The sequence below is a fragment of the Pseudomonas sp. JS3066 genome (assembly GCF_036328175.1).
In the GTDB taxonomy this organism is placed as follows: Bacteria; Pseudomonadota; Gammaproteobacteria; order Pseudomonadales; family Pseudomonadaceae; genus Metapseudomonas.
This window is the reverse complement of sequence record NZ_CP143312.1, coordinates 3,113,324-3,139,441: the sequence shown is the minus strand read 5'-3', so window position 1 is coordinate 3,139,441 and position 26,118 is coordinate 3,113,324. Positions and strand designations below refer to the sequence as shown.

Annotated in this window: 31 protein-coding genes and 2 pseudogenes; 14 read left to right on the top strand and 19 right to left on the bottom strand. The window is 62.2% G+C overall.

Going from position 1 to position 26,118, the window contains the following annotated elements:
• Positions 1–181: 181 nt before the first annotated feature.
• The 11 genes from SA496_RS14755 to SA496_RS14705 all read right to left on the bottom strand — a co-directional run bounded on the left by SA496_RS14755 (position 182) and on the right by SA496_RS14705 (position 9,940).
• Positions 182–853: a c-type cytochrome gene (locus SA496_RS14755; RefSeq protein WP_280353299.1), complete on the bottom strand. Its 672-nt coding sequence runs from the start codon at positions 851–853 to the stop codon at positions 182–184.
• On the bottom strand, positions 850–1,035 hold the full coding sequence (locus SA496_RS14750) for a hypothetical protein (protein ID WP_179058731.1): 186 nt from the start codon (positions 1,033–1,035) through the stop codon (positions 850–852). Before SA496_RS14750 ends, SA496_RS14755 begins: the two co-directional genes overlap by 4 nt.
• The gene (locus SA496_RS14745) at positions 1,035–2,522 is read right to left on the bottom strand and encodes a flavin monoamine oxidase family protein (protein WP_179058730.1); all 1,488 of its coding nucleotides are present in this window, start codon (positions 2,520–2,522) and stop codon (positions 1,035–1,037) included. Before SA496_RS14745 ends, SA496_RS14750 begins: the two co-directional genes overlap by 1 nt.
• A gap of 182 nt (positions 2,523–2,704) precedes the next feature.
• Positions 2,705–3,109, bottom strand: a complete 405-nt coding sequence (locus tag SA496_RS14740) for a phosphate ABC transporter substrate-binding protein (protein ID WP_280360012.1) — start codon at positions 3,107–3,109, stop codon at positions 2,705–2,707.
• An 11-nt stretch (positions 3,110–3,120) separates the two neighbouring features.
• Positions 3,121–4,281, bottom strand: a complete 1,161-nt coding sequence (locus SA496_RS14735) for a hypothetical protein (RefSeq protein ID WP_330113995.1) — start codon at positions 4,279–4,281, stop codon at positions 3,121–3,123.
• 29 nt (positions 4,282–4,310) lie between these two features.
• Positions 4,311–5,930, bottom strand: a complete 1,620-nt coding sequence (locus SA496_RS14730; RefSeq protein WP_330113994.1) for a methyl-accepting chemotaxis protein — start codon at positions 5,928–5,930, stop codon at positions 4,311–4,313.
• Positions 5,931–6,121: 191 nt separating this feature from the next.
• Positions 6,122–7,180: an extracellular solute-binding protein gene (locus tag SA496_RS14725; protein ID WP_280353287.1), complete on the bottom strand. Its 1,059-nt coding sequence runs from the start codon at positions 7,178–7,180 to the stop codon at positions 6,122–6,124.
• A gap of 291 nt (positions 7,181–7,471) precedes the next feature.
• A complete protein-coding gene (locus tag SA496_RS14720) occupies positions 7,472–8,176 on the bottom strand; it encodes a TetR/AcrR family transcriptional regulator (RefSeq protein ID WP_280353285.1) in 705 nt (234 codons plus the stop codon).
• A gap of 158 nt (positions 8,177–8,334) precedes the next feature.
• Positions 8,335–8,631, bottom strand: coding sequence for an EthD family reductase (locus SA496_RS14715; RefSeq protein ID WP_028628320.1), 297 nt, complete (start codon positions 8,629–8,631; stop codon positions 8,335–8,337).
• A 44-nt stretch (positions 8,632–8,675) separates the two neighbouring features.
• Positions 8,676–9,092 carry a RidA family protein gene (locus tag SA496_RS14710; RefSeq protein WP_179058723.1) on the bottom strand — a complete coding sequence of 139 codons (417 nt, stop codon included), beginning with the start codon at positions 9,090–9,092 and terminating at the stop codon, positions 8,676–8,678.
• A gap of 14 nt (positions 9,093–9,106) precedes the next feature.
• A complete protein-coding gene (locus SA496_RS14705; RefSeq protein WP_280360017.1) occupies positions 9,107–9,940 on the bottom strand; it encodes a phytanoyl-CoA dioxygenase family protein in 834 nt (277 codons plus the stop codon).
• A 313-nt stretch (positions 9,941–10,253) separates the two neighbouring features.
• Between SA496_RS14705 and SA496_RS14700 the strand changes: the two genes are divergently transcribed.
• The 11 genes and pseudogenes from SA496_RS14700 (at position 10,254) to SA496_RS14650 (ending at position 17,838) form a co-directional block, all read left to right on the top strand.
• Positions 10,254–10,586 (top strand): hypothetical protein, encoded by a 333-nt coding sequence (locus tag SA496_RS14700; protein ID WP_330113993.1) that lies wholly within the window; start codon positions 10,254–10,256, stop codon positions 10,584–10,586.
• Positions 10,552–11,109 (top strand): annotated as a pseudogene (locus tag SA496_RS14695) (helix-turn-helix domain-containing protein); the annotation flags it as partial. The gene SA496_RS14700 and the pseudogene SA496_RS14695, both read left to right, overlap by 35 nt.
• A 553-nt stretch (positions 11,110–11,662) precedes the next feature.
• A pseudogene (locus SA496_RS14690) lies at positions 11,663–11,779 on the top strand (site-specific integrase); the annotation flags it as partial.
• A gap of 265 nt (positions 11,780–12,044) precedes the next feature.
• Positions 12,045–13,424 carry a hypothetical protein gene (locus SA496_RS14685; RefSeq protein ID WP_153920744.1) on the top strand — a complete coding sequence of 460 codons (1,380 nt, stop codon included), beginning with the start codon at positions 12,045–12,047 and terminating at the stop codon, positions 13,422–13,424.
• A 354-nt stretch (positions 13,425–13,778) separates the two neighbouring features.
• Complete coding sequence (locus tag SA496_RS14680) at positions 13,779–14,135, top strand: TlpA disulfide reductase family protein (protein WP_330113992.1); 357 nt, start codon at positions 13,779–13,781, stop codon at positions 14,133–14,135.
• 39 nt (positions 14,136–14,174) lie between these two features.
• Entirely contained in the window at positions 14,175–14,684 is a 510-nt protein-coding gene (locus SA496_RS14675; RefSeq protein ID WP_256673151.1) for a cytochrome c biogenesis CcdA family protein, read from the top strand.
• A complete protein-coding gene (locus SA496_RS14670; protein ID WP_330113991.1) occupies positions 14,632–15,012 on the top strand; it encodes a cytochrome c biogenesis CcdA family protein in 381 nt (126 codons plus the stop codon). Before SA496_RS14675 ends, SA496_RS14670 begins: the two co-directional genes overlap by 53 nt.
• Before the next feature lie 238 nt (positions 15,013–15,250).
• Entirely contained in the window at positions 15,251–16,273 is a 1,023-nt protein-coding gene (locus SA496_RS14665) for a YVTN family beta-propeller repeat protein (protein WP_330113990.1), read from the top strand.
• A 146-nt stretch (positions 16,274–16,419) separates the two neighbouring features.
• The gene (locus SA496_RS14660) at positions 16,420–16,881 is read left to right on the top strand and encodes a hypothetical protein (RefSeq protein ID WP_120650477.1); all 462 of its coding nucleotides are present in this window, start codon (positions 16,420–16,422) and stop codon (positions 16,879–16,881) included.
• Positions 16,882–16,906: 25 nt separating this feature from the next.
• Positions 16,907–17,182 carry a DUF2933 domain-containing protein gene (locus SA496_RS14655; RefSeq protein WP_330113989.1) on the top strand — a complete coding sequence of 92 codons (276 nt, stop codon included), beginning with the start codon at positions 16,907–16,909 and terminating at the stop codon, positions 17,180–17,182.
• Positions 17,179–17,838, top strand: a complete 660-nt coding sequence (locus SA496_RS14650; RefSeq protein WP_330113988.1) for a methyltransferase family protein — start codon at positions 17,179–17,181, stop codon at positions 17,836–17,838. The genes SA496_RS14655 and SA496_RS14650 overlap by 4 nt, the downstream gene beginning before the upstream one ends.
• 131 nt (positions 17,839–17,969) lie before the next feature.
• Here the strand turns inward: SA496_RS14650 and SA496_RS14645 are convergent, their stop codons facing one another.
• The 6 genes from SA496_RS14645 to SA496_RS14620 form a co-directional block, all read right to left on the bottom strand.
• Positions 17,970–18,428, bottom strand: coding sequence for a DUF411 domain-containing protein (locus SA496_RS14645; RefSeq protein WP_330113987.1), 459 nt, complete (start codon positions 18,426–18,428; stop codon positions 17,970–17,972).
• Positions 18,418–19,206, bottom strand: coding sequence for a c-type cytochrome (locus tag SA496_RS14640; protein WP_153920735.1), 789 nt, complete (start codon positions 19,204–19,206; stop codon positions 18,418–18,420). Before SA496_RS14640 ends, SA496_RS14645 begins: the two co-directional genes overlap by 11 nt.
• Positions 19,207–19,215: 9 nt before the next feature.
• Complete coding sequence (locus SA496_RS14635) at positions 19,216–20,220, bottom strand: copper resistance protein B (protein ID WP_120650487.1); 1,005 nt, start codon at positions 20,218–20,220, stop codon at positions 19,216–19,218.
• Entirely contained in the window at positions 20,210–20,428 is a 219-nt protein-coding gene (locus tag SA496_RS14630) for a hypothetical protein (protein WP_120650489.1), read from the bottom strand. The genes SA496_RS14635 and SA496_RS14630 overlap by 11 nt, the downstream gene beginning before the upstream one ends.
• A gap of 10 nt (positions 20,429–20,438) precedes the next feature.
• On the bottom strand, positions 20,439–22,343 hold the full coding sequence (locus SA496_RS14625; protein WP_330113986.1) for a copper resistance system multicopper oxidase: 1,905 nt from the start codon (positions 22,341–22,343) through the stop codon (positions 20,439–20,441).
• Between the two features lie 198 nt (positions 22,344–22,541).
• Positions 22,542–22,742 carry a co-regulatory protein PtrA N-terminal domain-containing protein gene (locus tag SA496_RS14620; RefSeq protein ID WP_330113985.1) on the bottom strand — a complete coding sequence of 67 codons (201 nt, stop codon included), beginning with the start codon at positions 22,740–22,742 and terminating at the stop codon, positions 22,542–22,544.
• A 292-nt stretch (positions 22,743–23,034) separates the two neighbouring features.
• Between SA496_RS14620 and bufA2 the strand changes: the two genes are divergently transcribed.
• Genes bufA2 through SA496_RS14605 form a run of 3 tightly spaced genes read left to right on the top strand, consistent with a single transcriptional unit; the run spans position 23,035 to position 24,990 of the window.
• Positions 23,035–23,295: a BufA2 family periplasmic bufferin-type metallophore gene (gene bufA2, locus SA496_RS14615; protein WP_120650494.1), complete on the top strand. Its 261-nt coding sequence runs from the start codon at positions 23,035–23,037 to the stop codon at positions 23,293–23,295.
• A gap of 46 nt (positions 23,296–23,341) precedes the next feature.
• Entirely contained in the window at positions 23,342–24,181 is an 840-nt protein-coding gene (gene bufB / locus SA496_RS14610; RefSeq protein ID WP_330113984.1) for an MNIO family bufferin maturase, read from the top strand.
• Positions 24,172–24,990 (top strand): HvfC/BufC N-terminal domain-containing protein, encoded by an 819-nt coding sequence (locus SA496_RS14605; RefSeq protein ID WP_330113983.1) that lies wholly within the window; start codon positions 24,172–24,174, stop codon positions 24,988–24,990. The genes bufB and SA496_RS14605 overlap by 10 nt, the downstream gene beginning before the upstream one ends.
• A 40-nt stretch (positions 24,991–25,030) precedes the next feature.
• On the opposite strand, the gene SA496_RS14600 is transcribed toward SA496_RS14605, so the two are convergent.
• Together SA496_RS14600 and dsbG are read right to left on the bottom strand one after the other, a co-directional pair.
• A complete protein-coding gene (locus tag SA496_RS14600; RefSeq protein WP_120650500.1) occupies positions 25,031–25,231 on the bottom strand; it encodes a heavy-metal-associated domain-containing protein in 201 nt (66 codons plus the stop codon).
• A gap of 90 nt (positions 25,232–25,321) precedes the next feature.
• Positions 25,322–26,092, bottom strand: coding sequence for a thiol:disulfide interchange protein DsbG (gene dsbG / locus SA496_RS14595; protein WP_153920724.1), 771 nt, complete (start codon positions 26,090–26,092; stop codon positions 25,322–25,324).
• Between the last annotated feature and the right edge of the window lie 26 nt (positions 26,093–26,118).

Here is a 26,118-nt window from a genome sequence, read left to right as displayed (position 1 = left end):
GTATTCGCCAATACCCCCAGTGTCGCGTCATACCGCTGATGCGGCGCCCCGGCCTTACACTTCGCGCTCGCTCATAGGGTGCGCTGCGTGCACCAAGCCATGCCGATGGACGCTCAGTGCAATTTTGCAGGAGGTACGGCGGTGGTGGTGAGCGTCCTTGCCCACCTTGGCTGGCAGCGGATTACCTGGCGGTCGATTTCGGCGCCAGGCTGGAGAGGTAGTGGACCGTGGCCTTGAGTTCGTCTTCCGAGAGCAAGCCGGCCATGGCGTTCATGGCCTGGGTAGGGTCTTGGCGCTGCCCCTGCTTGAAGGCCTGCAACTGGTCGAGAAGATAGCCTTCGCCCTGTCCGGCGATGCGTGGGCCGAGGGGACCACCGGAGAGGTTTTCTCCGTGGCAGGCAATGCATCCTCTGGCGGCGACAACGGCTTTCCCATGTTTCGCCAGTGCTGCATCCTGGCCCGGTGCCTCCGTGGTTTCCGGCGTCTGCCTGGAGAAGTAGTCCGCCAGGGACTTGATCTGGGCATCGGTCAGGCTCGCGGCCAGCGGCCCCATCTGCGCGCTGTGGCGGCGACCCTGGGCGAAGGCGTGCAGCTGGGACTCGATATAGGGCGCTGGCTGGCCGGCCAGCGCCGCGTACTGCCCGTCACGGGGCTGTCCCCTGACGCCGTGGCAGAGCGCGCAGGAATCCTGAATCTGCGGCCAGGGCCCTCCGTTGGCCTCGTAGTCGCTGTAGTAGCCATCCAGGGCATCCATGAATCGATAGCCCGTCAGCAACTCCGGACCCAGCAGGGTGGCTGCCGCCGCGAGGCCAGCCGTGATCACCGTGGTGCCGATAAGAAAGGGTCGTTTCATTGCGAAGCTCCCAGGCCCTGGACAAGTGATTGGAGCGCTTGGAGGACGGCCAGGCGTCCGGAGCGAAGGGTTCCGAAAATCGAGAAGCGTTGGGCGCTCCAGGGTTCATGGCCTAGGTTGGTGGCCAGGGCCATCAGCGCCGCCGCCGCGATGGCTACCCCAAGTACGGTGGCACGTTTCATCAGGCGCTCCTCCGTGCCTTGGCAAGCGCTTGCAGGGCTTCCAGTGCCGCCCTGTGTCCCGAGCGCACCGCGCCGTCCATTGAGCTGGCCCAGATGTCGGCGGTTTCGGTACCCGACCAGATCAGGCGACCCACCGCGGGTTTCAGGTAATGGCCCCATTTCGTCAGGAAACCGGGGGGGATGGACGCGACGCAGGTCAGGGTCCAGGGGTCTACCTTGCCCCAGTCGTAGTCGTGGAACTGCTTGGGATGCAGCGCTTCGTCACCCAGGGCCTGGGCGAAGATGCCCGAGAGAATGCTCCCTGCTCGCTTGGCGTCATGAGGCAGTTGGGCGGTTCTGACAAAGGTGGCGAGTACGCCGACGCGTCCGTCTGGCGGTGAGTTGTCGTAGGAGAGAATCACCGGACCATCGGCCTGGGTGATCTGCCCGTTGAGGCCCTTTTCGCGCCAGAACGGCCGGTCGTAGACATGCACGGTCTTGCGCATCGGCGCATGGGACGGCCAGAGGCGTTGCAGTTGTGCGCGGCCCTCGGGCAGCGCGGGTTCGAAGGCGATCTGATTGCACAGCGCCGGGTGCAGCGCGGCGATAACCTGGCGTGCACGGATCAGGCCCCGGTCGGTATGGATCTCGACGATATCGCGATCCCAGCCGACGATCTTGCGCACGGGGCTGGACAGCCGCACCTTGTCGCCCAGGGCCTCCCGCATCCGGGTGCACAGGACCTGGGAGCCACCGACGAAGCGGGTTTCCTGGGCGCCGCCCTTGAAGCCTTCGAGCTTCTCCATGCTGCTGTCGGCGGAGTTGATCAGCGAGAGATAGTGCAGCAGCGAAAGGTTGGAGGGCGGCGTTCCCGTGGTGAGGCCGATGGAGGCGTCGAAGCTCAACCGCCCTTCATTGTCGATGCCCTGCTGGTCCAGCCACTGGCCGACCGACAGCTTGTCGATGGCGGCTGCGTCTGTCGCGGTCCAGGGTTCCCTACTAGGGACTCGCCGCGCCAGTTCATCGAGCTTCATGACGACCGGGGCGTGGCTATTCTGGCCGCTGGATAGGTCCTGCTCATACTTGGCGCCACCCACCAGGTAGACGTTCCTGCCCTGGTAGTAGGTGGGGAAGGTATCGACTTCCAGCTCGCGGGCTAGGTCGAAGATGGCGGTCTGGCCCGGGCCGATCCATTGCCCGCCGGCCTCGGAGATGACGCCGTCGCCCAGGTCGTGGTTGTAGGTGCGCCCGCCCACGCGGTCCCGGGCCTCCAGTACCACGAAGGACTCGCAGCCAGCGCGCTGCAGATCCCGTGCGGCGGTCAGGCCGGCCAACCCTCCACCGATGATCGCCACGTCAAGAACATCGTCCTGTCGCGCTGAAGCGTCCTGAGCCATGGACCGGCCGGCCAAGGCCACTCCGCCCACCAGTGTCGCGCTTCCAATCGCCTGCAGGAGCAGGCGCCGCTGGCGCGCCGACAGCGACAGTTCATTGTTGTCTGAATCCATCTTCGCCTCGGTCAACTCTGTTGTTTTAATTTGAATAACTGACGTTATGTAAATTAACTCACAACGAGTCATGTGCAAAGAGAAGAATGGCAGGGCTGTCGCAAAAGCGTTGGGTGTCGCAGGCGGATAGCCGCCGTGGCGGACACCGGGTCTGCCGCGGCGGAGTTTGGGGGAGGGCGGCGTCAGGGCAGGGTGAAGAGCACCTTCACCTTGTCGTTGACGGCGTTTCTGTCGACATAGCCGATGGCGTTCGATTCCTCGGCGACCAGCGCCACCACTGCGGCGTCATCGGCGGCGCTTCGCAGCGGCTGGCCCTTGCCGGTGAACACCAGGCCGGACCAGTAGGACTTGAGCTGCGACTCGTTCTTGCCGGTCACGCTGCCGTAGAACTTCTCCTTGGTCGGGTTCCAGCCTGCCTGGTCGATGCCTTTGAGGCGCGTGTCCTTGCCGAGGAAGATGTTGGCTACATCCGATTGGCTGGGGGCGGCGCTGGTGCCAGCGTTCACCACCACCACCACTTCGGAGTGAGCCTGGGTGGCTGCCAATAGCAGGGCGATGGCCAGCACGGCCTTTGAAAACGGCTGCATGAGGTCACTCCTTAGAACACGAAGTCGATGCCGACGCTGATGATGTCGCCGTCATAGTTGCGCGGGGAGATGCCGGCCGCACCATTGCTGGCAACGAAGCTGGCGTGATCGAAGGTCTCCTGGGCGCTTTCGACGAAGGTGCCGCGATAGCCATTGCCCCGGGTGTCCACCCGCTTGTACTCGCCCTTGAGGATGAGGGTCGGCGCCAGGTTGTAGTTCAGGCCATAGGTCCAGGAGCTCTGGCGGCCATTGTCTTCATCCAGTTGTGCATAGGTGACGTGGAGCAGCACATCACCTATGCGACGACCGCCCATCAGGTAGAACGCGTCGATGCTGCCTTCCTGGTCCGCCTCGCTGTTGTTGCTGGTCCATTCGTTGGAGGTGATCCAGGTCCCATTGTCGTACTGGTAACCGATAGAGGTGAACTTGGCCTTCTGTAGATCCAGTTGCTTGAAGCTGACGCTGGTCGGCACACCGCCCGGTGCCATTACCAAGGCCGTGATGTCGGCGTCGACATCGGCTTCGGCGTAGCCGGCGCGCAATGCGCCGAAGTCGTTGGTTTCCAGGGTGACGTTGGCGGCGAAGACCTTTTTGTAGTCGATGTCGTAGAGGTCATCCAGGGTGAACAGGTTGCGGTTGACCGCCTGGCCGCCGGCTACCTGGAACGCCAGGGAGCCGATGCCGATGGGCAGGCTGTAGAGGAGGTCGCCGCCTTCGTAGTTGCTCAACTGGACCTGACTGTAGACCTCGTCGGGCAGTCGAACCCAGGGGTGGGTGAAGCCCACGTCGAGGGTTTCCGAGTACATGTACACCGGCAGGCGCAATCGGCCCGCGCGCAAGGTCAGGCCGTCGGTGGCGGCCCAGGAGAGGTAGGCCCACTCCAGGTTCGATTTCCAGGTGTCCTGCTCCGCCTTGGCGGTGGCCTGGACGGTCACGCCCAGGCTGTCGGTCAATCCGTACTGGAACTGGGCGCCTAGCTTGGAAAGCTGGTCCCCGCGCCAGGAGTCAGTGGTCTGGCCGTTGATGCCATAGCTGCGTCCGCTGTCCTCTCCCCCCAGGTAGGTGAGGCCGGCGCTGCCGAAACCATTGAATCGATATTCGCCCTGTTCCAGGGCGATGGCCGGGGCGCTCGCGATGAGGCCGGCCAGACCGAGTGTTCTAATGCCTTGCATGCTGTTACTGCTCATGTGGTTGGGAAAGGTCAGATGCGGAACTGGGCGGTGGCGCAGCGCAGCTGCTCACCGGTATCCACGAGTTGTTCGCCCAGGCGCGCGGTGGCGTCGGCTCCCAGGGTCGTGGCCTGGGTGTCCTGCTGCAGGGCTTCGGTGTCCTGCTGGATCGAGCGGGAGAGTCCGATCTGCTCCTGGGTGAACTGGGCGATGCCCGCGTTCAGCTCATCGATCAGCAAAACGGCGCGGGTGATCGCCTCCAGGGTCCGCGTGGCCTGGTCGGAGCTTTCGATGCTGGCCCTGGCCTTTGCGCCATTCAGCGTCATTGCCTGCAGGACGCCATTGGCGCTGTTCTGCAGGCGCTGGATGATGGCCTGGATCTCCGCGGTGGACGCGGCGGTCTTCTGTGCGAGGTTGCGCACCTCGTCGGCCACCACGGCGAAGCCGCGTCCCTGCTCGCCGGCGCGCGCCGCCTCGATGGCGGCATTGAGTGCGAGGAGGTTGGTCTGTTCGGCGATGCTGCGGATCACCGTCAGCACGGAGCCGACCTGCTGGGTCTCTTCGTCCAGTTTCTGCATCGCCTGCACTGAACCCAGCACGCTGCTACCGAGGTCGCCGATGCTCGAGGACAGGTTGTCGATGTTCCGTCGCGCCTCGTCCGCCTGGCGGGTGGCGGCGCTGGCCTCTTCGGAGGCTTGCCGCGAGCGCTGCGCCACTTCCTGGATGCTGCCCGCCATGGTGCCGATGTCGCGGCTGATGGAGTCCGTGCGTTCCTGCTGGGAGCGGGCGCTCTCTTCGGCCCCCTGGGTCAGGCGATGCAGCTCCCTCGACATCTGCTCCAGCGGGTCGGCCGTTTCGATGATGGCGCGAATGGTGCCCTGCAGCCGGTCCAGCAGACCGTTGAACAGGTTGATCATCTCGCCGATTTCATCGTCGGACTGGACGTTCACGTGGCGTGTCAGATCTCCGTCGCCGCTGGCGATGGCCCTGAGCGACGCGATGACACCCCGCACGTTGGTCATGACCTGGCGAATCACCATCACGGCGCCGAGGCTCACCAGCAGCAACAACATGAGGCTGAGCAGATAGCCGACGCGCGTGGTCGTGGCATTGTCCTTCCGGACCTGGGTGAGGCCGGTCTGGAAGTCCGTGTAGACATCATTGCGGAAGCGGTCTCCCGCCTCCCTGGCCTGGCTGAGGTCGCTGGCCATGCGGTTCAGGTTCGGTCGAACCTCATCGAAGGAGGCATCTACGAGCAACCGTTCGGTTGTCGCAAGCGCGTTTTCGGCGTAACGCTCTATGGCGTTCGTCCAGTCCCGCAGCTCGTCACTCCTGCCGTTTCGCCCGTCTGTCAACGACTTCAGCTCCGCCAGCCTGGCCTGCACGTCCACCAGCGTGGTGCGGGCCTCTTCGAGGGTTTCCCGTTCGCCGGCGGCGACGGCTCCATTGAGCAGGTCGGGAACGCGAGCGAACTGGAAGATCACCCGATCCGCGCTCTCCAGTGTCGGATAGCTCAGGGTCTCCAATTCCAGCAGGCGGTTGTCGTTGTCGTTCAGCTGCACGGCGGTGTAACCCACGAACAGCAGCAGGCCCAGCAGGGCGACGGTTGGCGGAAGAGAGAGTTTCAGAGTCAGTGGCATGGAGTTGAACATGGGTCTGTCGCTCTTGGTGGAACCTGTGTGAGTCGTGAAAGAACGCCCGGCGCGCCTGGCCGCGGGCGCAGCGGGCCTTGCCGGTTGCCGGTCGTGGAGGCTCCACGGTCGGTACCGGCCCGCTGGCGGGGTGGCAATCTGGGGGCGTGCCGCGCTCTGCGACGCGGCAGTCCGGCGGCGTTTCCGGTGGTCTACATCCGGTCTCGCCCATCCAGCTGTGACCATGCCGTATCGACTGCGCGCTTCTGTGAGTCGCTCAGTCGTTCCAGGAAGAACAGGCGTCGGCGTTCCTCCTGGCTCGGCAGGGCGATGTCCGGCAGTAGTCTCCGGTTTCGCTCGCGGGTCAGGTCGAGGCTGGGCGTGAAGTGCGTAGCCCTGGCGTTGCGTGCGGCGTTGCGCGGGTCCAGCAGGTGGTTGATGAAACGATAGGCCGCGGCCTTGTTGGGGGCATCGCGCGGAATGGCCAGGCTGTCGATGAACATCAATCCGCCTTCCTGGGGAATCAGGAAACGGAGTTCGCCATTCTGGTTGGCCAGGGAGGCGATACCGTTCCAGGTGACAGTTGCGCAGATACGGCCCTGGGCCAACTGTTCCACCAGGTCGGCGAAGCCGGACGGGCCCAGGGGAATACCCAGGTCATGGAGTTCTCGCGTGGCCTTCTCGATGCCCCGCGCACTCTGGCTACGCAGGTTCTTGCCCCGGTAGTTGAGGAAGACCGAGAGCATCTGTTCCGGCTCGTTGTGCAGGACGGCGCCGCAGGATTTCAAGCTGTTGGCGTTGGCGGGGTCGAACAGCAGGCCCCAGCTGTTCGTCACTGGTCCCTGCAATGCCCGGGCAGCGGCCTTTTGATGGACGACCAGTCCGGCGATACCCCACATGTAGGGCACGACGAAGCGTTCCGCGCGGTTCTTCGACGACAGCCTGGCCAGCAGTTCACCGCTCACTTCGGCTCGATTCGGCAACAGCTGCAGGTCCAGTTCGAGCAGTTGCTTCGCCTTGATCATGCGTTCGAGCTGGAAGTCGGTGGGGACTATCACGTCGTAACGCTGCCCCGCTGCCAGGTCAGCCTCCAGCTCGGCGGCGGTGGTGAACTGGCTGTAATCGACCCGGATGCCGGTATCCCGCTCGAAGTCGTCAATCACTTCGGGGTCTATGTACTCGGCCCAGTTGTGCACTCTGACGACGTCGCCCGCTGTCACCTGGACCGCGGTGAAAGCCATCCAGAAGCCTGCCAGCAGGCTCGTTCGCAAACGCTTTCCGCGTTTGCCTTGAGACGATGGAGTTACCTTTCTGGACAGCGACAGCGCCATGTTTAACAGGTCCATCCTAGCCCTCACCACTTGGTTGCGGTTTAATTATTATTTCATGTGTTACGCAAAATACAGGAGTTTCGGAATCGTGCAAGGGAAAAAGCGTCAGATACGCGCAGCCGGCACCAGGCGCGGGGCGTGGCGCGTATGCAGGAGGAGTGAGGGGTTAAGTCAAGGAAGGCTTGGGAGGGAAGGGCGACGGGCCCTGCGACGGGCCCGGGAGCGCATGGATTACTGCGCGGATGCCTTGCCTCTGGACGGGCGCTTGGTGGGGGCGGGCGGTGAAATCAGGATGATCAATGCATCGAGCAGGGCCTGGCCGCGTTGCGCGCTGAAGCGTTCAGGCTCGATTGGCAACATCATCAGCCAACCGTCGCTGATGGCGCTGACCTGGTCGGCCAGCAGATCGGCCGCGATATCGTCGCGAATCTTGCCCTTGGCCTGGCCTTCTTCCAGCACTGCGGTGAATACCTGGCGGAAGCGTGCGTAACGCTGCTTGATGACGACGGCGAAGGCGGGTTCGTGACGGGCGTGGGTCAGCAGTTGCAACCAGGCCAGCCAATTGTCCGGTTCGTCGGACGTGGTCCAGTCGAGCCATTGCCGGATGAGCGCCCTGATATCAACCTGCTCGCGGTTGGTTTCCAGCAAGGCATCCACCCTGTCGAATAGGTTCTGCGCCACGGCGCTGACCATCTCTTCCTTGTTGGCGAAGTAGTAGGTCACGGCGCCCGTAGTGCAGCCGGCGTGCTGCGCCACCTTGCGCATCGAGGCCCCGGCGTAGCCCTCCTGCGCAATTACCGCGATCGCGGCTGCCAGCAGCTCGGCGCGCTTGGCGTTATGGTCGCCGACAGGCCTGCCCCGACGTGCGACGGGTTCGGACTCGCTGTCACTCGTGCGCTGGGTTTCGGTTCGAGGGCGGGTTTTGGCGTCGGACATGGGGGGCTCTGGAGGATTGTCAGGTCAGTTTGAAGTATTGCTGCCCGGCTGCAACGGCGGGTGAGCGCGGCCCAGCATAGGGAAATAATTGGAATAAAGCACTCCAGGAGCGCCGGGGTAGCCGCATGACGCGCGGAACCACCCCGACGATGCTTGCCTTAGTCGTCGGCGCGGAAGATCACCGGCTTGATGTCGGTGAACTTGGCGATATCACCGAGCACTTCCAGCGTCTTCGGCGAGGTAAGGGCGGCATCGATGGCCGGCTGGTCTGCGAAGCGCAGGATCGCCAGTGCGGCCAGGGGCTGCGAGCCTGAGGCCGGGAAAAGCACTTCCGCCGATTGCAGGCCGAACTCGCCCCACGCGGCTTGTGCAAGGGGCAGGTGGGTGGTCACGTAGTAGTTGCGGTCGAAACGGGATTCGGCGGTCAAGGGGTAGCTGACGGTCAGGGTTGCCATGAAAAGTCCTTGTACGGGTTGTTGGTAGTGTTGCTGTGGGATGTTCAGTCGCTTGCGCAACCGGCCACGGCCACCGCGCGGATCTCCAGGCGCAGCCCGGGCAGGGCCAGTTGCGAGATGCCCACTGCGGTCCAGGAGGGGTAACGATCGGGGAAGTACTGGTCCTTGACCTGCGCGAAGGCCTGCATATCACCCTGCAACTCGGTGTGGAAGGTCATCAACTCAACCACATCGGCCAGGGTGGCACCTGCCGCTTCAAGCACATTCTTCAAGCCTTGGAAGGCAAGATGCGCCTGCTCTTCGACATCCTTGCCCGGCGTCATGGTGGCGTCGATTCCGACCTGGCCAGACACCCAGATCATGTCGCCCACGCGGGTGGCCTGGGAGAAGTGGAAGTTGTCGTAGAACACCTGGGTGGGTGGCGGATTGATGGACTGTCGCTTCAGGTTCTGGGCATTCATTCGCGGCGCTCCTGTCAGACGAGTTGGCGGAAGGTCGGGTGGCGGAAGGCGTCGCCGGCGTTCAGGGTCGACAGCTGCTCGGTGAACAGGACGCCTTGTCTCGGGTAGCCCGAATCGCTGTTCTCCGGTAGCGGGTGGAAGGTGGCGTCGTCGCCGAAGAAGCGGAAAACGAAGGTATGACGATCCGGGAAGTCGGTGTCGACCGGCGCACCACCGTGAAGCGAGCCGGGGTGCAGCAGCACAACGTCTCCGGGCTCGGTGGCCCAGGACAGAATTTCGTAGGCGTCAGGGTTTAGTCGGCGCTCGGCTTCGACATCCGGAAGGCGGGGCAGGGTGCCGCCGCCATGCAGGGGCTGGGTCGGATCGTTGGGGTCTATGAACGTGGTGCCGTCGTAGCGTGGGCCGCGATGAGAGCCGCGAACGATCTCCAGTGCATTTTTCCGGGGAACGGACTCGAAGCTGATCCAGGCATTACCCCAGTGGTTGCCGGCCCAGGGCAGGTAGGAGGTGTCCTGGTGCCAGAGGGTCCGGGAGCCATGCCCTCCGGCTTTGAGGAACACCTCTTCGGCGAAGTACCAGACATTTTTCGAGCCCCAGAGATCAGCGAACAGCTGGCCGAACGGAAGGGAAGCCACAAGTTCTTCCAGTCGTTCCTTGGCAAGCGGGTTGGCATTGTCGACATGGGATTGCTGCTCGGTTCCATTGAACATCCGGGTCGCGTGAGGACCGTGGTTCTCCAAGGCCCAGTCAAACGCCGCCCGGCAACGGGTCAGTTGCTCCTGGTTCAGCAGGCCCTTGATCAGAACCGCCCCGTCTGCCTGAAACGCCGTGCGTAGCGCGTCGTTCATGGTGCTGTCTCCTCTGAGGTTTTCTCTCGGATGGAGGGGAGACTAGCAGCGTGAAATATTTAACGCAACGACCGTTATTTTAAAATTCGAGACCGAATCGATCGATCTCTTGAGTGGCCAGGGATGCGTAGTTCCCGGGTGATTTCACGTCGTACCGAGATGCGGTACCCGTCAGCGGCAGGCCCAGTCGGTTGTGCCCGTGGTACGACTCGGCTGTGGGCCATGAGTATTCCGGGTCGTCGTCCAGAGCGATCCACCGGACTAGCCCGTCTGCCCGAACTGCGGCGGCGGTGCTTACACCGTCCATGCGGCTATGACCGATCACCGCATCAAGGCACTGGTCTCTTTCGCGGGCGTGCATTTCGGCCGCCTGATCCGCGAGGGCTTCAGCACCTTCGATCCGGTCAGTGCACTGGAGGCCATGGGCAAGCAGCACACGGCCGAGGCCCAGGGCGCCGAGCGTCATGTCATCAACTACCTGCCGCCGTCGGTGGAGGAGGCGAGGCAGGCCGACATCACCGACATCGACGTGCTCGAAGCCACCGACTACTACAAGTCGGATCGTGGGCAGCAACCCAACGGCGCTACCAGTGGGCTGTTCTCCTTCAACAGCGCCGCCTTTGAAGCTACCGCCGCCGCCTCGTGATTGCGCGTACCAGCCGATGGCGGTGGAATCGCTCGATGCTGCGTTGCTGGACGCCATGTTGCGCCTGGTCACGCTGATCGACGACCCGATTCTGATGCCGCGATTGGCACCCCTGATCAGACAGGAAATCATCGTTCGCCTGTTGTCGGGACCTCACTGCCTGCAGTTGCAGCACCTGGCTGCGGATGGGGCACCAAGCCAACAGATAGCCCGTTCCATCGCTTGGCTTAAACAGAATTTCGCCGAGCCGCTGCGGGTCTTTGACCTGGCGGCCAGCGCCCATATGAGTCCGTCGACGTTCCGCCTGCATTTTCGCAGCGTCACCGGCATGGGCCCGTTGCAGTACCAGAAGCAATTACGCCTGCAGCAGGCGCCGCGACAACTGATACTGACCCAGAACCTCGATGCCGGTGCAACGGCAGGGCGTGTAGGTTACGAAAGCGCGTCGCAGTTCAGTCGCGAGTACAGTCGCTTGTTTGGGGAGCCGCCACAGCGGGATATCAGGCGATTGCGCATGCATTGAGATTGGGAGCCGTGAGTCCAAAGTCGCGGAAAATGATGCCATGCGAACTCAGTCCTGGTTGGGGCAAAACTGGGGCAAAAGCGGCGCCGCCGAGAGCCGCTTCAGACCGACCAGCAAGACCTGGGTGCTAATCTAGAGCGGTCTGGCGCGGCATCGGGGGTTGGCCTCTAGGGTTCAAATCCCTCGGTCAGTGCACGGCAACTGTCAGGGCGCTCATTTGCGGGGCGTTTGTTTGTGCCCGGAAGCTCTCGGTCTGTCCAATCCCCGTGGGATTGATCCGTACACTGGTACAGATTTGGTACATGGTGCAGAGGGTTTCGCTGGAAGGTGCACAATTATTGGATTGGATAGATGATTATTTCCGATCCATCATCGGCGCCACGGAGAAGCGGCGGGACAGGGCAGGGCGCGTGGATGCTAGCGCAGAGGCCGGTTTAGAAAGGCTGGTCATATGTCTCGTTTCCAGCCGTGAAGGCCCATTTCCGGCCTTTACTCAGATGTCGGCGCTACATTGTAGGACTGCGGGAGAGTCATGTAGCACCGAGAGAGAGGCATGGGGACTATCACGGCGAGGCCGCGGAAAAGCGGCGGTATTGGTTACACGGCGTAGATCAGGATCAAGCGCGAAGGGGCGGTAGTTTATCAGGAAAGCCAAACCTTCGACCGCAAGCATCGATAACACCCCGGATTCTCCGGCCAAAAGGCCGGATGGTTGCCCACCCAGGGGTGGAAACTATTGGACGCTGTTTACCCCGAATTTCTGGAATGTTCTGCACGCTGTCTTACACTTGAAGGTTGGCAACCTGGAAACCTTCGTGCTGCTCGTACTGCGCTGTCGTGGCGTGCAGCTGGTGGCCGACCACACGCTTCGAGCGGTTCAGCTATATCCCATCAGCGCCGTCCAGGTCATTTTCGCTCCTAACAGGAGAAACGCCATGACGCATACCTGCGTTCGTCCCTCGCCAGTACGACGGAATGGAATCGCGGTCGGGAAGGTGCTGTTTGCAAGCTTGGTTTTGGTCCTGCTGGCACTTGCAGAAAGGCCGGCGCACGGGCAGGTCTTGCTCACCGAGACGACATGGGGGGGGACTGGAGCCGAAGTCGCAACCGCTGTCGCCACGGCCGCCGATGGCAGCGCGTACCTCGTCGGCTCGACGGATAGCTTTGCCTTCGACCAGTTCGGCCAGCCCGCGACGCGAATGTTCATCGTCAAGCTCTCGAATGGAGCAGTTATCTGGCAGCGGATCTGGAACGGCCCGACCATCGTCGGGGTGACGGATGCGTCTGTGGCGGTCGCTGTCGACGGATCAGTTTACGTGGCCGGCATCACCGCAGACGGTGGCGGAGACGCCGTGCTAATGAAATTCGATCCGAACGGCAACCTGCTCTGGGTGCGGGCCTGGGGCGGTAACCAATCCGATAGCGCCGGCGCGGTGGCGACGCACAGCGACGGCTCCGTCTACGTCGCGGGCCGGACAACCAGCTTCGGCCCGAGTTCCGCCGGGGTGTTCGTCCTGAAGTTCGATCCGACGGGCACTCTTGTCTGGCAACGGCTCTGGGACAATGCCGCCGGCTTCGAGGCGATGACTGTCTCGCCAGACGGCAGCATCTACGCGGCCAGTTCGAAACTGCGGGGAAACGATCTCTCCCAGTTCGATGTGATGGTGCTGAAGCTGACGTCAGCGGGCGCCCTGGTCTGGGCGCGGACGTACGGAGCAGGCGAGGTCGTGGATGCGCGCGGTGGAATGGCCGCCGCCGCGGATGGGTCCATTTACACGGCTGGCGCCATCCAGGCGGCGAAGGGCGGCGGCATCATCGGCATCAACGCGCTGGTCCTGAAGATCGGGTCCGATGGTAGCTTGTTGTTCGGCAAGGAATGCTGCACCAAGGGCGGCGACACCGGTGAAGGCATCGCGGTGGCGCCCGACGGCTCGATTCTTCTCGCCGGCACGACGACAGTGTTGGGCGTTGGCTTCCAGGATGCATTCGTCGCGCGTCTGGAATCGACGGGCAAGAAGGTGACGGCCGCGGCAACCTGGGGTGGCACCGGCTTCGAGAGCGGCGGCGGGGTTGCGGCTGCGGCCGACAACACGGTGCGGCTTGCGGCGACGACGAGCCAGGGCCCGCCGTATTCGCTGCTGGACGCATCGCTGAAATTGTCCGCGCCGAAATTCACCGTCGCGACCCCTACGGGAGCGCTCGTGGATCCGGCAGGCACAGTTTCGATTCCGCCACACGGGGCGTCCGTACCGGCCGGCAGCACGACCTACAGCGGAAACTTCGAGTCGGCACTCATATCGCTCACGCTGCCGTAACCGGTCAGCGTCGCCAGAACGGTGAGGGCGGATGTAGCGCCTCCCGGTAAATCGCTCGGCCCAATGCCAACGAGACGCCCGGCACCGCCATGATGGCCAATTCGATGCGCGTGGTCGACTTGTCGATGCTGACGGGGCCGGAGCCGGCCACGCCCACAGCCACCCTTCAGGGCCGGCGGAGCCGAGCCGTTCTGATGAGATGCCCACGGTGGCCTCCTGAGGGCCCTCTAGACGGCGCCGGACAACGGCGGTGACCAGTTAGCTGGTTCACAGCGATTACCGCTAAAGGTGTGAGATGGCCTGCCCAATTCAAAGCACCAGTCCCTGGGGCAGGGGGTATTTTGACCGTAGGGGGTGTCGCTGGTCCCTTTGGTTGCTGCAGTGCCTGCTCCTGATGTCAGCCGGACAACCCGTTACCTTGGCCCAACAGTCATCCGAACCACGCACACAAGCCGGCATGCTCATCTGGTCCGAGCCCCGGGGGCAGAGGACGTCCGCGTCGTTGATGGCGAGGGGAAGCCTCGCAGCCTGGCCGATTTCCGAGGGAAGGTGCTCCTGCTCAACCTCCAGGCCACTTGGTGCGCACCCTTCCATCAGGAAATGCCGACCCTGGATTGCCTACAGGCGAATCTCGGGGGCAACGATTCTCAAGTCGTAGCGCTCTCGCTCGAGCACGACGGCGTACCGGCCATACGGGACTTCTATCGGTAGATCGGTATTCAGCACCTCGAGATCTTCGTCGATGAGCGGATGCAATCCATTCAAATCCTCGGCGCCTTCGGTTTGCCGGTCACTCTGATGCTGGACCGCGAGGTGCGGGAAATCGGCCGCAAAGCAGGTAAGGCCGAGCGGGACAGCTCGGAGGTCATTGAGTATGTCCGGGCGTACCGGCCTCCACCCCGAGCGTCCGTGATGAGCCTTAGCGATATTGGCATTCTGAGCGCGCTTGCTGCGGGCATGATCTCGTTCCTATCGCCCTGCGTACTGCCCTTGGTATCCGATTACATGTGCTTCATTGTCGGCCGCTCGGTGTACAAACTGCAGGTCCTGGAAACCCGCCGGGAACGGTTGGTGGTGATCGGCATGAGCCTGTGCTTCGTGCTGGGCTTTTCCACCATCTTCATTGCGCTGGGCACCGGCACCACCGCCATGAGCCGGCTGCTGATCGCCTATCGACAGGAGACCAACCTGATTTGGCGGCGTCATCGTGATCGCTTTCGGCCTGTTCATTGCCGGCCTGATCACCCCCCCGCTGGCTAAACAGAGACGTGCGCTTCGTCCATCAACTGCAGTCCCGTGGCGGTCCGCTAGCGGCCTACGTCTTGGGCATGGCGTCCGCCTTTGGCTGGACACCCTGCATTTTGGTCCGATCCTGGGCAGCATCCTGGTGCTGAGCGCCTCCACCGACCGAACCGGCACCAGTGGTGTTGAACTGCTGTCGATCTACTCGCTCGGCCTGGGACTTCCATTCCTGCTGACGGCCTGGTTCACCAATCTGTTTCTGGCCCACCTCAAACGCCTGCGGCGTTGGAGTGGGGCCATCCACATCGGCGCCGGCGTCATCCTGATCCTCATGGGGGCGCCATGATCATCGGGCAATTGACCGACTTCGCCTGGTGGTTGCTGGAGGTGTTCCCCATCCTCGGCAGGATCGGCTAGCGAGCATTACTCCCCAAGAAGTAGACCGCCTTCGATCACTCAATACCGAGTCAGCTAGTGAGCATTGACGGTGATCAAGAAACTACTTCGCGATTGGCGCTTAGCTTGAGAAGAGGCATAGGCCAGTCTGGCTCACGTACGCCGCCCCTCGCTGGAGCTGATTCACCATGATGAACGCTAAGCGGTTTACCTCTCTTGCGTTGGGTATATCCCTGGTTGCCAATCTGGGGCTGGCCATGGCAAACCCGACTGGAAGCGTCTACACGGCCAACGAACGGGCTACCTCCATCAGTCAGGTGGATCTTGCAACAGGCGAGGTGAAAACGGTTGCCTTGCCAATCGCACCGCACAACGTACAGGTATCGCCCGACGGCAGTTTGCTTCTCGTGGTTGGGATGTCCGGACATGCCGGGCATTCGAGTGGTGAAAACGCCGGTGGGCAATTGCTGGTATTTAGCACCACCGCACTGGATAAACCCCAGTTCAGTCTGCCGGCAGGCGAGCATCCAGCTCATGTGGTTACCGACTCAACTGGTCAGCGGGCTTTTGTGACCGATTCTGCCGCCAACCAGGTACAGGTCTTCGACCTCAAACAGCGAATCGAGCAGCCCGGCATTCCGACTGGGCGCTATCCCCATGGACTGCGTTTGAGCCCGGATGGCCGAACGCTCTACGTGGCTAACATGAAGAGCGACAGCGTATCGCTGATCGACGTGGCAACGCGCAAGGAGACTGCGCAAATTCCAGTCGGTAAAGGCCCGGTCCAGGTCGGTTTTTCCCCCGATGGCCGCCTCGCGTTCGTGTCGCTTAGTGCCGCGAACCAGCTTGGCCTAATCGATACAGCCGGACGCAAGGTGATCGGCAAGGTCGATGTAGGTCGCACGCCGATCCAGATGGTGGCCACCGTTGACGGCCGCCAGATCTATGTGGCGAATCAGGGCAGTGGTCAGAATCCGGACGATCGAGTCTCCATCGTCGATCCCCAAACGCGCAGCAGCATCGGCACCGTGACCACCGGCAAGGGCGCCCATGGTGTGGCCATCAGCACCGATGGCGCTTATGTGTTTGTCAGCAATATTGAAGCAGGCACCGTATCCGTCATCGATACGAACAGCCGCAAGGTCGTTGGCACACACAAGGTCGGCGCCGGGCCAAACGGAATCAGCTACAAGCCGTCGAGTGCCCAATAGCCCATCGATGCGCAGCGGGTAATGGGACCTGAGCACGAGACGGGGAATGAGCATTCACGCCGGCGTGGACAATTGAATGCGTCGCCAGGCGAGGCCTGGCGCCAAGACCAAGCCATCAGGCTTTGAGCATTGTTAAGGAGATGATGATGTCCAACGTTCGTAATGTACTGATCGGATTCTTTCTGGCGGCAGCGTCTGTGGGAGCCATGGCGCAAGACACCGATGAACACTCGGCACATCACCCGGCCGATGCTCCAGGAGCAGCGACCACCGAGAAGATGCCTGCTCAGCAAATGGACAAGGAACAGATGGCGGCGATGGACCAGCACATGAAGGCCATGCAAGCCATGCATGAAAAGATGGCTGCAGCAAAAACGCCAGAAGAGCGTCAGGCGCTGATGGCCGAGCATATGAAACTGATGAAGGGTGGCATGGCCATGATGAAGTCCATGGATGGTGGAATGCCGGGGATGGGGGGAATGCAAGGCGGCAAGGGCATGGGCGGGGACATGGCCGCCCGTCAGGAGATGATGGAAAAGCGCATGGACATGATGGAGTCGATGATGCAGATGATGATGGACCGCATGCCCCCTGCACCGTCGAAATAGTTCATCACCATTCCGAGGAGTCGCTATGAACCCTCATTTCGATGAACACGGCTCACCACCCAGCTTCTGGCGTTCACGGTACGCAATCGGCCTGGTGGTGATCGGCGGGGTCGCCGTCTACTTCCTGCTAACCGAGCACTTTGCCCATGTCGTCGGGGCCCTGCCGCATCTGTTGTTGCTCGCCTGCCCGCTGATGCATGTCTTCATGCATCGAGGGCACCGGGGGGGCCATCACCAGGGCCAGGGCAAGCCAGCCCCCTTCAGAAAGACCGATACCCGCAAACCGGGAGATCCATCATGAACCATGGTGAAACCGCGTATGGCCTCTGGTCGCTGGTTTTTATCAACTCAGCGATCTTCATCATGTTTGCATTCAGTTTCTTCAAACCAGCGACCGCCAGAGACTGGAGGAGCTTCGGCGCATTCTCAGCGTTCATCGTTGCCTTGTTTGTGGAAATGTATGGCTTCCCACTGACGATCTATCTGCTGTCAGGCTGGTTGCAATCCAGATTCCCCAACCTCGATCTGCTTTCCCACGACGCGGGTCATCTGTGGTCGACGTTGCTCGGTGGCCAGGGCAACGCACATTTCAGTGCATTGCACATTGCCAGTTACCTGTTCCTGGGCTTTGGCTTCTATCTGCTTTCAGCCGCGTGGAACGTGCTGTATCACGCGCAACGCCGGCATTCTCTGGCAACGGCAGGGCCCTATGCCTGGATCAGGCATCCGCAGTACGTGGCCTTTGTGCTGATTCTCCTGGGCTTTCTGCTTCAGTGGCCGACACTCCTGACGCTGGCGATGTTCCCAGTGTTGCTGGTGATGTACGGGCGCTTGGCGGTTTCCGAAGAGCGGGACATGCGCAAGGAGTTCGGCGCGGCTTATGACGCCTATTCCCGTACTACGCCCAGGTTCATTCCGCGCCTGCGCGAAAGGTTCGGTGCGGGTCAGAGAGGCTGAAATCACGACATGACAGGTGCGCTGCGCTTCAACCGTTAAGGCCGGTTGCAGCCTTGAGACCGCACGCAATCTGGAGAAAGGAACCCCGGCCAACCTGATGGCCGGCCGGGTGCGTGGATCGAACCGAGGGGTCAGTTACCGGGATATTCGGCAATGACTTGGTCGGTACCGGCTTGAGTCAGGCCTATGACCTGATAGGCATCTTGTTTCCCACCTACCTCCATTCCGGGCGAACCGGCCGGCATACCAGGCACAGCAATCCCCCGCAGATCGGAGCGCTTGCTGAGTTCAACTATTTGAGCGGCCGGGACATGACCTTCGATGAATTTGCCGTCAATCACAGCGGTATGGCAGGACGCCAAGCGAGGGGCGACACCCAGGCGCTGCTTGACCGAGGTCATATCCGCCTCGACATGATCGATGACCTTGAAGCCATTGGCTTCCAAATGCTCGACCCATTTCTTGCAGCAACCGCAACTAGCGCTGCGGTGGACATCAACCGTCAGCGCTTCTACTGCCTGGGCAGCGGAAACCAGGAACAGCGAGGCGAGCGCGACAAGTCGCAATGCTCGATGAGACTTAGCTTTCATGCACATGCTCTTTGCCATCGGCGTGAATGTGTTTTTTCGGAGCCGGTGCGGTGTCATCCTGAGCCTGCTCGGCCTCGTGATGGGAGGCCTTGCCTTCCTCGCCGGCATGGTGATCTTCACCGCCCTGTCCGGCGCCATGGTGATCATCGCCTGCCTGGCCAGCATGGTGATCTTCACCCGTGCTGTCGTGATGGCTGCCACTGGAAACATTGTCACCATGCTGGCCTTCGTGGTTATGCATCTTGGATTCGCCGCCGCCGTGCTGGTGACCACCGCTACTGGCGACCAAGGCGCGATACTGCTCAGCGTCCAGCGATGGCAGCTGCTGCAGGAAGGCAACCATGCCCCAGATGTACTGGTCACCCATGCTCTTGCCCCAGGCCGGCATGCCGGTGGCCTTGATACCGTGCTTGATGATCCAGAAGGCGTTGGCCGGATTGCCATCCACACCAACCTTGGTCAGATTCGGTGGCGCTGGATAGAGACTCTGGCTTAGCTCGGTCTGAGCCACGCCGGGAGCGAGGTGACAGCCGATGCACATGGAGTTGTAGTTGCCGGCACCGGCGCGAATCAGCGCTTCATCCTTCAGGTTCGGCACTTCGAGATCCCGTGCACGCACAGCAATCGAGCGCTCCCGGGCCATCGTCAGAAATGCGTGCACCGGTGCCCAGTGCGGGTCGTCAGCGCCTACGTTAACGACGCCCACATAAGCAACTCCCATGATCCCGGCTGCAGCAACGGTGCTCGCAATGGCTAAAGTTTTAATTGTTCTTTTCATGTCAGGTTCTCAAAACCACATCCGGATACCGGCAACAAAGCGTGCCTCGTCGTTGTCCTCACCTTCCTCGCGGGCGAAGTCGGCGGTGTTGCCGTAGTTGCGGTTCCATGTCACGCCTATGTAGGGCGCGATCTCGCGGACGATCTCGTAGCGTAGGCGCAGGCCCACCTCGGTGTTGCCCAACCCCGATCCGATGCCGCGCTCGTGGTCGTTGCGGCCGTAGAAGTTGACTTCCGCCGTGGGCTGCAGGATCAGCCGGTTGGTCAGCAGGATGTCGTAGTCGCCTTCCAGCCTCAGGGCGCTCTGGCCGTTCTCGCCGAGGAAGGCCGTGGCCTCGGTCTCCAGGCCGTACAAGGGCATGCCCTGCACGCCGAAGGCCGCCCAGGTCTGCGGCGAGCCCGGCTTGAAGTCCTGGCGCACACCGGCCACCAGCTCCCACCAGGGGCTGACAGCTCGACCGTAGAGCGCCTGGATTTCGGCTTCCTCGGTCTTGCCGTTGGCGCGTTCGCCTTCCGAGCGGAACCAGAAACGGTTGATGTCGCGGCCTATCCAGCCCGAGGCATCCCAACTCAGCACGCTGGCGTCGTCGGCGTCCTGGTACTCCAGCTTATCCATCAGGAATAGGCTGTTGATGCTGCCAGTGTGCATGTGGTGGGGCGGCAGCTGCGGGAAGGCGGCGGCGCGATCGGCCTCGGTCGGCACCGGGATGGGCGTGCGGCTGCCGTAGCCGGACGGCTGGGCCTGGTTTTTTCCGCTTTGCCCCATCTGGCCATGGTTCATCTGGCTGTGATCCATGGAACCGTGGTCCATCTGGCCATGGTTCATCTGACTGTGGTCCATGGAGCCGTGGTCCATCTGGCCATGGTTCATCTGGCGTTGATCCATGGAACCGCGGTCCATCTGGCTATGGTCCATGGCGCCATGATCCATGGTTTCCGCAGCCTTTGCGTTACCGGCTGCGGCAAGGGCCACGGCCAGGGCGATCAAGGCAGGGCGTTTGAGGCTACTGGTCATCGTTACGATCCGTCTTGGGCTTGGCGTCTTTGTCCCGGTGCATGGCGCCGTGGTCCATGTTCTGCATCTGGCCATGGTTCGTCGGCTGACCAGAGGTGGCCTGCGTCTTCTGGTGCTCGTCATGGGCGTTCTGGCCGGCCCAGGCGGCGGGTGCCAGTAGGGCGGAGGCCAGGGCGGCGGCGGTGAGGGGCTGCGCAAATTTGCTCATCGGTCTCTCCTTATTCGGTGACACGGACTTCACGGAACATGCCCATGTCCATGTGGAAGAGCAGGTGGCAGTGATAGGCCCAGCGGCCCAGGGCGTCAGCCGTGACGCGGTAGCTGCGGCGGGTGCCGGGTGGCATGTCGATGGTGTGCTTGCGCACCATGAAGTTGCCGGCTTCGTCCTCCAGGTCGCTCCACATGCCGTGGAGATGGATGGGGTGGGTCATCATGGTGTCGTTGACCAGGGTGATGCGCAGGCGCTCGCCGTACTTGAGCAGCAGCGGCTCGGCATCGGCGAAGGGGATACCGTCGAAGGACCAAGAGAAGCGCTCCATGTGTCCCGTGAGGTGCAGTTCGATGGTGCGGCTCGGCTCGCGGCCGTCCGGGTCGGGGAAGGTGCTGCGCAGGTCGGCGTAGGTCAGTACCCGGCGGCCGTTGTCACGCAGGCCGATGCCGGGGTCCGCCAGCTTGGGCGCCGGGGTCATGGTCTGCATGTCCACCAGAGGGTTGTCGGTTTCCGATGCCGGGTGGGTCTGCATCTGGCCGCCCATGCCGGCCATCTTGGAGTGGTCCATACCCGCCATCTGCGAGTGGTCCATGCCGGCCATCTTGGAATGGTCCATGCCCGCCACCTGCGAGTGGTCCATGCCGGCCATCTTGGAATGGTCCATGCCCGCCATCTGCGAGTGGTCCATGCCGGTCATCTTGGAATGGTCCAAGCCGGCCATCTTGGAATGGTCCATACCCGCCATCTGCGAGTGGTCCATGCCGGCCATGTCGCCATGCCCCATGGAGCCGTGATCCATGCCCATGTCGGCCATGCTGATCAGTGGGCGCGGGTCAGGCTCAGGGACCGGCGCGCTCAGGCCTTCGCGCAGGGCTAGGGTGCCGCGGGCGTAACCGGAGCGGTCCATGGACTGGGCAAAAATCGTGTAGGCCTCGTCGCCCGCGGGCTCCACCAGCACGTCGTAGGTTTCGGCGACGGCGATGCGGAATTCATCCACGCTCACCGGTTCGACCGGCTGGCCGTCGGCCGCGATAACGGTCAGTTTCAGGCCGGGAATGCGTACGTCGAAGTAGGTCATCGCCGAGCCGTTGATGAAGCGCAGGCGGATCTTCTCGCCCGGCTGGAACAGCCCGGTCCAGTTGCCGTCCGGCGCCTGGCCGTTGAGCAGGTAGGTGTAGGTGGCGCCGCTGACGTCTGCGAGGTCGGTGGGGCTCATCTTCATTTCCGCCCACATCTTCCGGTCGGCCATGGCGGCGGACCAGCCCTGCTCGCCGACGTCGTTGATGAAGTCCCCGACGGTGCGCTTGTGCTGGTTGTAGTAGTCCGACTGCTTCTTCAGCTTGGCCATCACGCGGGCCGGGTCTTCGTCGGTCCAGTCGCTCAGCATCACCACGTAGTCGCGCTGGTACTCGAAAGGCTCCGGTTCCTTCGGGTCGATCACGATGGGGCCGTACACGCCCACCTGCTCCTGCAGGCCGGAGTGGCTGTGGTACCAGTAAGTGCCGTGCTGCTTCACCTGGAAGCGGTATTCGTACATGCCGTCCGGCGCAATGCCGGCAAAGCTGAAGCCCGGCACGCCGTCCATGTTGGCGGGCAGGATCATGCCGTGCCAGTGGATGGAGGTATCTTCGGCCAGGCGATTGCGCACCCGCAGGGTCACGGTGTCGCCTTCACGCCAACGCAGAATTGGCCCCGGAATGGTGCCATTGATCGCCATGGCCTTCCGCGCGGAACCTGTAATGTTCACCGGGGTTTCCCCAATGAACAGGTCGAATTCGGTACCGCTCAGCGCGGTGGGCTGACCTGGACTGGTCACCGCCCAAACAGGGGTGCGCCAAAGGCCCAGTCCGCCCAGGATGCCGCCAGCGGCCAGGCCCTTGACGAAGGTTCGCCTTGAGGTTTTGCAATGCATGCCGTGTATGTCCAATGAGTCAATGGAGCCAGCGCTGAACGACCAACGCGGAGAGGCTGCCGCACCGGGTGATTCCTCCACCCCAGTAGGCTTGCTCGCGGTCGCTATCCATTAGGCGCGCGGCCGCGAGCATAAAAGCTGCCATATTCCAACCATTCAGATGATTACATTTCTGTAAGGTTGGCCAACGCACCAGACTCAGCAGTTGGCATGTTCGGCAAATTTTTCCTTTTCAGCGACCGAGGGCTCGGCCTTCTGCTGCTCCTGGCGGTAGGCATCCATCGACGCCTGGGCGAGTTTGTCGGCACGGGCCATGGTCCGATCGCCACCGCCGGCGGCCATGGCGAAGGACGAGGCAGTCAGAGCGGCAACAACGATCAGGGCTTTCATCGATTTCATAAGGGATTCCTCGACTAGGGACGTGGTAGCCCGGCATGTGCGGGCTGAGTGTCAGACTCGATGCCACACTAGCCACCCCGTGCTGTCAGAAACCTGAGTTGAACATTACAGTTTTGTAAGGTTGGCATTTCGTCCTTGTGGAGCCTTCGCCTCGGTCGGTAGTGTCCCCGACATGCCGGGCAAGACCGGCCGTCACCACTGCGGACCGACGTGCCAGGCTCAGCGGTTGCCGCGTGCCTGACAGCAACGAATACCCGGCAGGACTCCGACCACCACCATGAGAGAAAGCCTTATGTCGACCAAAACCACTGCCGCTACTGGCGCTGCACTGGCCCTTGCTGCGGCCAGCCTGTTCGCGGCCCTGCCTGCTCAAGCCGCTCAAGATGCCAAAACCGCTGACGTGAAGTGTTTTGGCGTCAACGCCTGCAAAGGCCAGAACGATTGCATGACCGCCAAGAACTCCTGCCAGGGGCAAGGCGCCTGCAAAGGCCAGGGCTTCAAGTTGATGCCCAAGGCTAAATGCGATGAGGCTGGTGGCCGGACCAGCGAGTGATGTCTTGCCGTGGGGAGTGCTCGTCACTCCCCCTTGGGAGCCCCGCATGAACGAGCACAGCACTCTCGGATTTGGCTTGGGGCTCCGCAGTGAGTATTACCACCAGATACTGGAGCAAGCCCCTGACATCGACTGGTTCGAGATCATCTCGGAAAACTACCTGGTCGAGGGTGGTAAGGCCCTCTACTTCCTGGACGCCATCAAGGAGCGCTACCCGTTGGTTATGCACGGCGTATCGCTGTCGATCGGTGGGCCACACGCCCTTGACCACAACTACCTTCTCCAGTTGAAACAGCTCGCCGAGCGGGTCCAGCCTCAGTGGATTTCCGATCATTTGTGCTGGAGTCGTGGCAGTGCGCACCACCTGCACGATCTGCTGCCGCTACCGTTTACCCAGGAAAGCCTGGAGCACGTGGCCGCCCGGGTTCGTCTGGTACAAGACGTCATTGAACGGCCGCTGGTGTTGGAGAATGTTTCCGCCTACGTGCAGTGGGCCGAATCGACCATGAGCGAAGCGACTTTCCTCCGTGAGCTAAGCGAGCTGACTGGTTGTGAGTTGCTCCTGGACGTCAACAATGTCTACGTTAGCGCGCGTAATCAGGGCTTTGATGCCTGGCAGTTCATCCAGGAACTGCCTCAGGAACGCATCCGCCAGATCCATCTGGCTGGCCACAGCGACTATGGCCATTACCTGATCGACACCCACGACCAGCCGATTGCCGATCCGGTGTGGGACCTCTACGCGCGCACGATCCAGCACTTGGGGGCACGGGCGACGCTGGTCGAACGCGACGACCTCTTCCCCCCGTTACCTGAACTGTTGGCCGAGCTGGCGAAAGCCCGGGCGCTCATGGCCCGCCAGTTGGAGGCGGCAGCATGCGCCTGATTGCTTTGCAACAGGCCTTCGAACGTTACCTGCAGGGGAGTGACTGCACCGCGCCCGCTGAGCTGCTGCAGCACTTAAGGGGAAGCGAGGCGCTCTCGGCCGAGGATGGCCTGCAGGTCTATCACCATGCTTACCGGGCCCGGCTGCTGTCCGTGCTGCGCGAAGACTTTCCGGCCACCCACTACTGGCTCGGCATCGAAGCTTTCGAACAGTTGGCCCAGGCCTACCTTGCGGCGTGGCCGCCCCGGCATTTCAGCCTGCGCTGGCTGGGAGAGAAACTTCCCGAGTTCATCAGCAAATTCCTCGACGAGCCTCAGGCCTCCCAGTTACGGGAACTGTCGGAGTTGGAATGGGCGTTCACGCTGGCCTTCGATGCAGCCGACGAAGTGTCCCTGTCGCTCCAGGATATTGCCTCGTTCGGTCCGCAAGACTGGACCGGCCTAAGCGTTCAGCTCCACCCGAGCGTGCGCTGGCTCACTTTCAACTTCAATGCCATCGACATCTGGAAGGCCGCCAAAGCTGACACCTCCGTTCCCCCAAGCTTGCCGCTTGAACATCCCATAACCTGTCTGGTCTGGCGCGACGCACTGATTTGCCAGTACCGGACACTCGATCCGCTGGAGGCTGCGGCACTGCAACTCATGGTACGGGAGCAACTGACCTTCGCGGACCTCTGCCTTTCATTACTGGAAAGCAAAGGCGACGCAGCTCCCGCCCAGGCAGCCAGTTGGCTAAAACAGTGGGTAGTGGATGGAATCGTCGTGCGGGTCAGTCAACAACAGGCTGTATCTGAAGAGTCCGCGCCATGAACCATGGCGCGGCAGCTGGCAATCTGAGTGGCAGCGAGACTTAGCGGCTGATTCTGGTTGAGTAACCGAGCGCCTGAACCAGTTCGCCGACGCGTTCGGCTTCGATGCTGCTGTCGACACTCACCGTACCGGCAGCGCGATCAATAATCACCTTCGCGTCTCCATCAGCAGCCTGGATGGCCTTGGTGATCTTGCTGACACAACTGCCACATCCCATACCGGATACTTCCAAAACGAACATAGCGGGCCTCTCATGCTGGAGCGGCTTCTCTCGCCGCATTTACAGCTTCAACCTTGACACGATGGAAAGGTCAAGGCCCGACCAAGCAATTTATCTTCGCCCGAAAATATCCCCCAGTCCCTCGGGCGGTGGCAGGCCCTGCTGCATCTTCAGGTGTCCCTCGCCATCCCGGTAGAAGATGGCGGGCGTCGCCGCTGTACCGAGTTCGCCCATCAAGGCCAGATTGGCGTCGAGCTGCTCCTGGATGTCGGCGGGAATCTCGGGCAACGGCTTGAGCGTGCTTGATTTGCCCGCCACTTCATGCTTATGGAGTGCCGCTTCTGGCTGATGGGCGATTAGCAGAGCCGCAGCTTTGCCTGCGCTGTCCGCACTGAGCATGCCGACCATGATATGGCGTAACTGCACCTTGCCAGAGTCGACCCAAGGCCGAGCCTGCTGCCAGAACAGGTTGCAGTAGGGGCAGTTGGGGTCATCGAAGAGATAGACGACGCGTGGGGCATCGTCTCGGCCATCGGAGATCCAGGTGCTTTTCTCCATGCGCGCCCACATCTCCTTGGCCATTGGCTCATACACCAGCTTGTCCATCGGGGCGCGAGTCAGATCTTCTCCCCGGGCATCGAACAGGGTGCCGACGAGGACATGTTGGCCATCCTCGGTGAGATAGAGCGCCATACCCTGGCCGTTGTAGCGGGCGGCATATCCCTTCAGTCCTCCGGGCGCTGCGAACTGGCCCACGATGGTTACACCACGCGCCTCCAAGGCCTTGATCGGGATGGGCAGTTCCTCGGCGGAGGACATTCCCGGTAAGGCCAACAGCCCCCAGACAGTCAGCCATATGGATAAGGAGTTGAAACGCATCATGGCGGGGCCTCCTCACGTTGGTTGCG

Excerpts from the sequence above, each read along its gene's own strand:
- SA496_RS14735 (WP_330113995.1), bottom strand. The coding sequence starts at position 4,281 with ATGCAAGGCATTAGAACACTCGGTCTGGCCGGCCTCATCGCGAGCGCC.
- SA496_RS14740 (WP_280360012.1), bottom strand. The coding sequence starts at position 3,109 with ATGCAGCCGTTTTCAAAGGCCGTGCTGGCCATCGCCCTGCTATTGGCA.
- SA496_RS14640 (WP_153920735.1), bottom strand. The coding sequence starts at position 19,206 with ATGAAAAGAACAATTAAAACTTTAGCCATTGCGAGCACCGTTGCTGCA.
- SA496_RS14635 (WP_120650487.1), bottom strand. The coding sequence starts at position 20,220 with ATGACCAGTAGCCTCAAACGCCCTGCCTTGATCGCCCTGGCCGTGGCC.
- SA496_RS14645 (WP_330113987.1), bottom strand. The coding sequence starts at position 18,428 with ATGAAAGCTAAGTCTCATCGAGCATTGCGACTTGTCGCGCTCGCCTCG.
- SA496_RS14720 (WP_280353285.1), bottom strand. The coding sequence starts at position 8,176 with ATGTCCGACGCCAAAACCCGCCCTCGAACCGAAACCCAGCGCACGAGT.
- SA496_RS14700 (WP_330113993.1), top strand. The coding sequence starts at position 10,254 with ATGACCGATCACCGCATCAAGGCACTGGTCTCTTTCGCGGGCGTGCAT.
- bufB (WP_330113984.1), top strand. The coding sequence starts at position 23,342 with ATGAACGAGCACAGCACTCTCGGATTTGGCTTGGGGCTCCGCAGTGAG.
- SA496_RS14620 (WP_330113985.1), bottom strand. The coding sequence starts at position 22,742 with ATGAAATCGATGAAAGCCCTGATCGTTGTTGCCGCTCTGACTGCCTCG.
- SA496_RS14705 (WP_280360017.1), bottom strand. The coding sequence starts at position 9,940 with ATGAACGACGCGCTACGCACGGCGTTTCAGGCAGACGGGGCGGTTCTG.
- SA496_RS14665 (WP_330113990.1), top strand. The coding sequence starts at position 15,251 with ATGATGAACGCTAAGCGGTTTACCTCTCTTGCGTTGGGTATATCCCTG.
- SA496_RS14675 (WP_256673151.1), top strand. The coding sequence starts at position 14,175 with ATGCAATCCATTCAAATCCTCGGCGCCTTCGGTTTGCCGGTCACTCTG.
- SA496_RS14750 (WP_179058731.1), bottom strand. The coding sequence starts at position 1,035 with ATGAAACGTGCCACCGTACTTGGGGTAGCCATCGCGGCGGCGGCGCTG.
- SA496_RS14730 (WP_330113994.1), bottom strand. The coding sequence starts at position 5,930 with ATGTTCAACTCCATGCCACTGACTCTGAAACTCTCTCTTCCGCCAACC.
- SA496_RS14625 (WP_330113986.1), bottom strand. The coding sequence starts at position 22,343 with ATGCATTGCAAAACCTCAAGGCGAACCTTCGTCAAGGGCCTGGCCGCT.
- SA496_RS14685 (WP_153920744.1), top strand. The coding sequence starts at position 12,045 with ATGACGCATACCTGCGTTCGTCCCTCGCCAGTACGACGGAATGGAATC.
- SA496_RS14655 (WP_330113989.1), top strand. The coding sequence starts at position 16,907 with ATGAACCCTCATTTCGATGAACACGGCTCACCACCCAGCTTCTGGCGT.
- SA496_RS14745 (WP_179058730.1), bottom strand. The coding sequence starts at position 2,522 with ATGGATTCAGACAACAATGAACTGTCGCTGTCGGCGCGCCAGCGGCGC.
- SA496_RS14605 (WP_330113983.1), top strand. The coding sequence starts at position 24,172 with ATGCGCCTGATTGCTTTGCAACAGGCCTTCGAACGTTACCTGCAGGGG.
- SA496_RS14600 (WP_120650500.1), bottom strand. The coding sequence starts at position 25,231 with ATGTTCGTTTTGGAAGTATCCGGTATGGGATGTGGCAGTTGTGTCAGC.
- SA496_RS14650 (WP_330113988.1), top strand. The coding sequence starts at position 17,179 with ATGAACCATGGTGAAACCGCGTATGGCCTCTGGTCGCTGGTTTTTATC.
- SA496_RS14630 (WP_120650489.1), bottom strand. The coding sequence starts at position 20,428 with ATGAGCAAATTTGCGCAGCCCCTCACCGCCGCCGCCCTGGCCTCCGCC.
- SA496_RS14715 (WP_028628320.1), bottom strand. The coding sequence starts at position 8,631 with ATGGCAACCCTGACCGTCAGCTACCCCTTGACCGCCGAATCCCGTTTC.
- SA496_RS14660 (WP_120650477.1), top strand. The coding sequence starts at position 16,420 with ATGTCCAACGTTCGTAATGTACTGATCGGATTCTTTCTGGCGGCAGCG.
- bufA2 (WP_120650494.1), top strand. The coding sequence starts at position 23,035 with ATGTCGACCAAAACCACTGCCGCTACTGGCGCTGCACTGGCCCTTGCT.
- SA496_RS14755 (WP_280353299.1), bottom strand. The coding sequence starts at position 853 with ATGAAACGACCCTTTCTTATCGGCACCACGGTGATCACGGCTGGCCTC.
- SA496_RS14710 (WP_179058723.1), bottom strand. The coding sequence starts at position 9,092 with ATGAATGCCCAGAACCTGAAGCGACAGTCCATCAATCCGCCACCCACC.
- dsbG (WP_153920724.1), bottom strand. The coding sequence starts at position 26,092 with ATGATGCGTTTCAACTCCTTATCCATATGGCTGACTGTCTGGGGGCTG.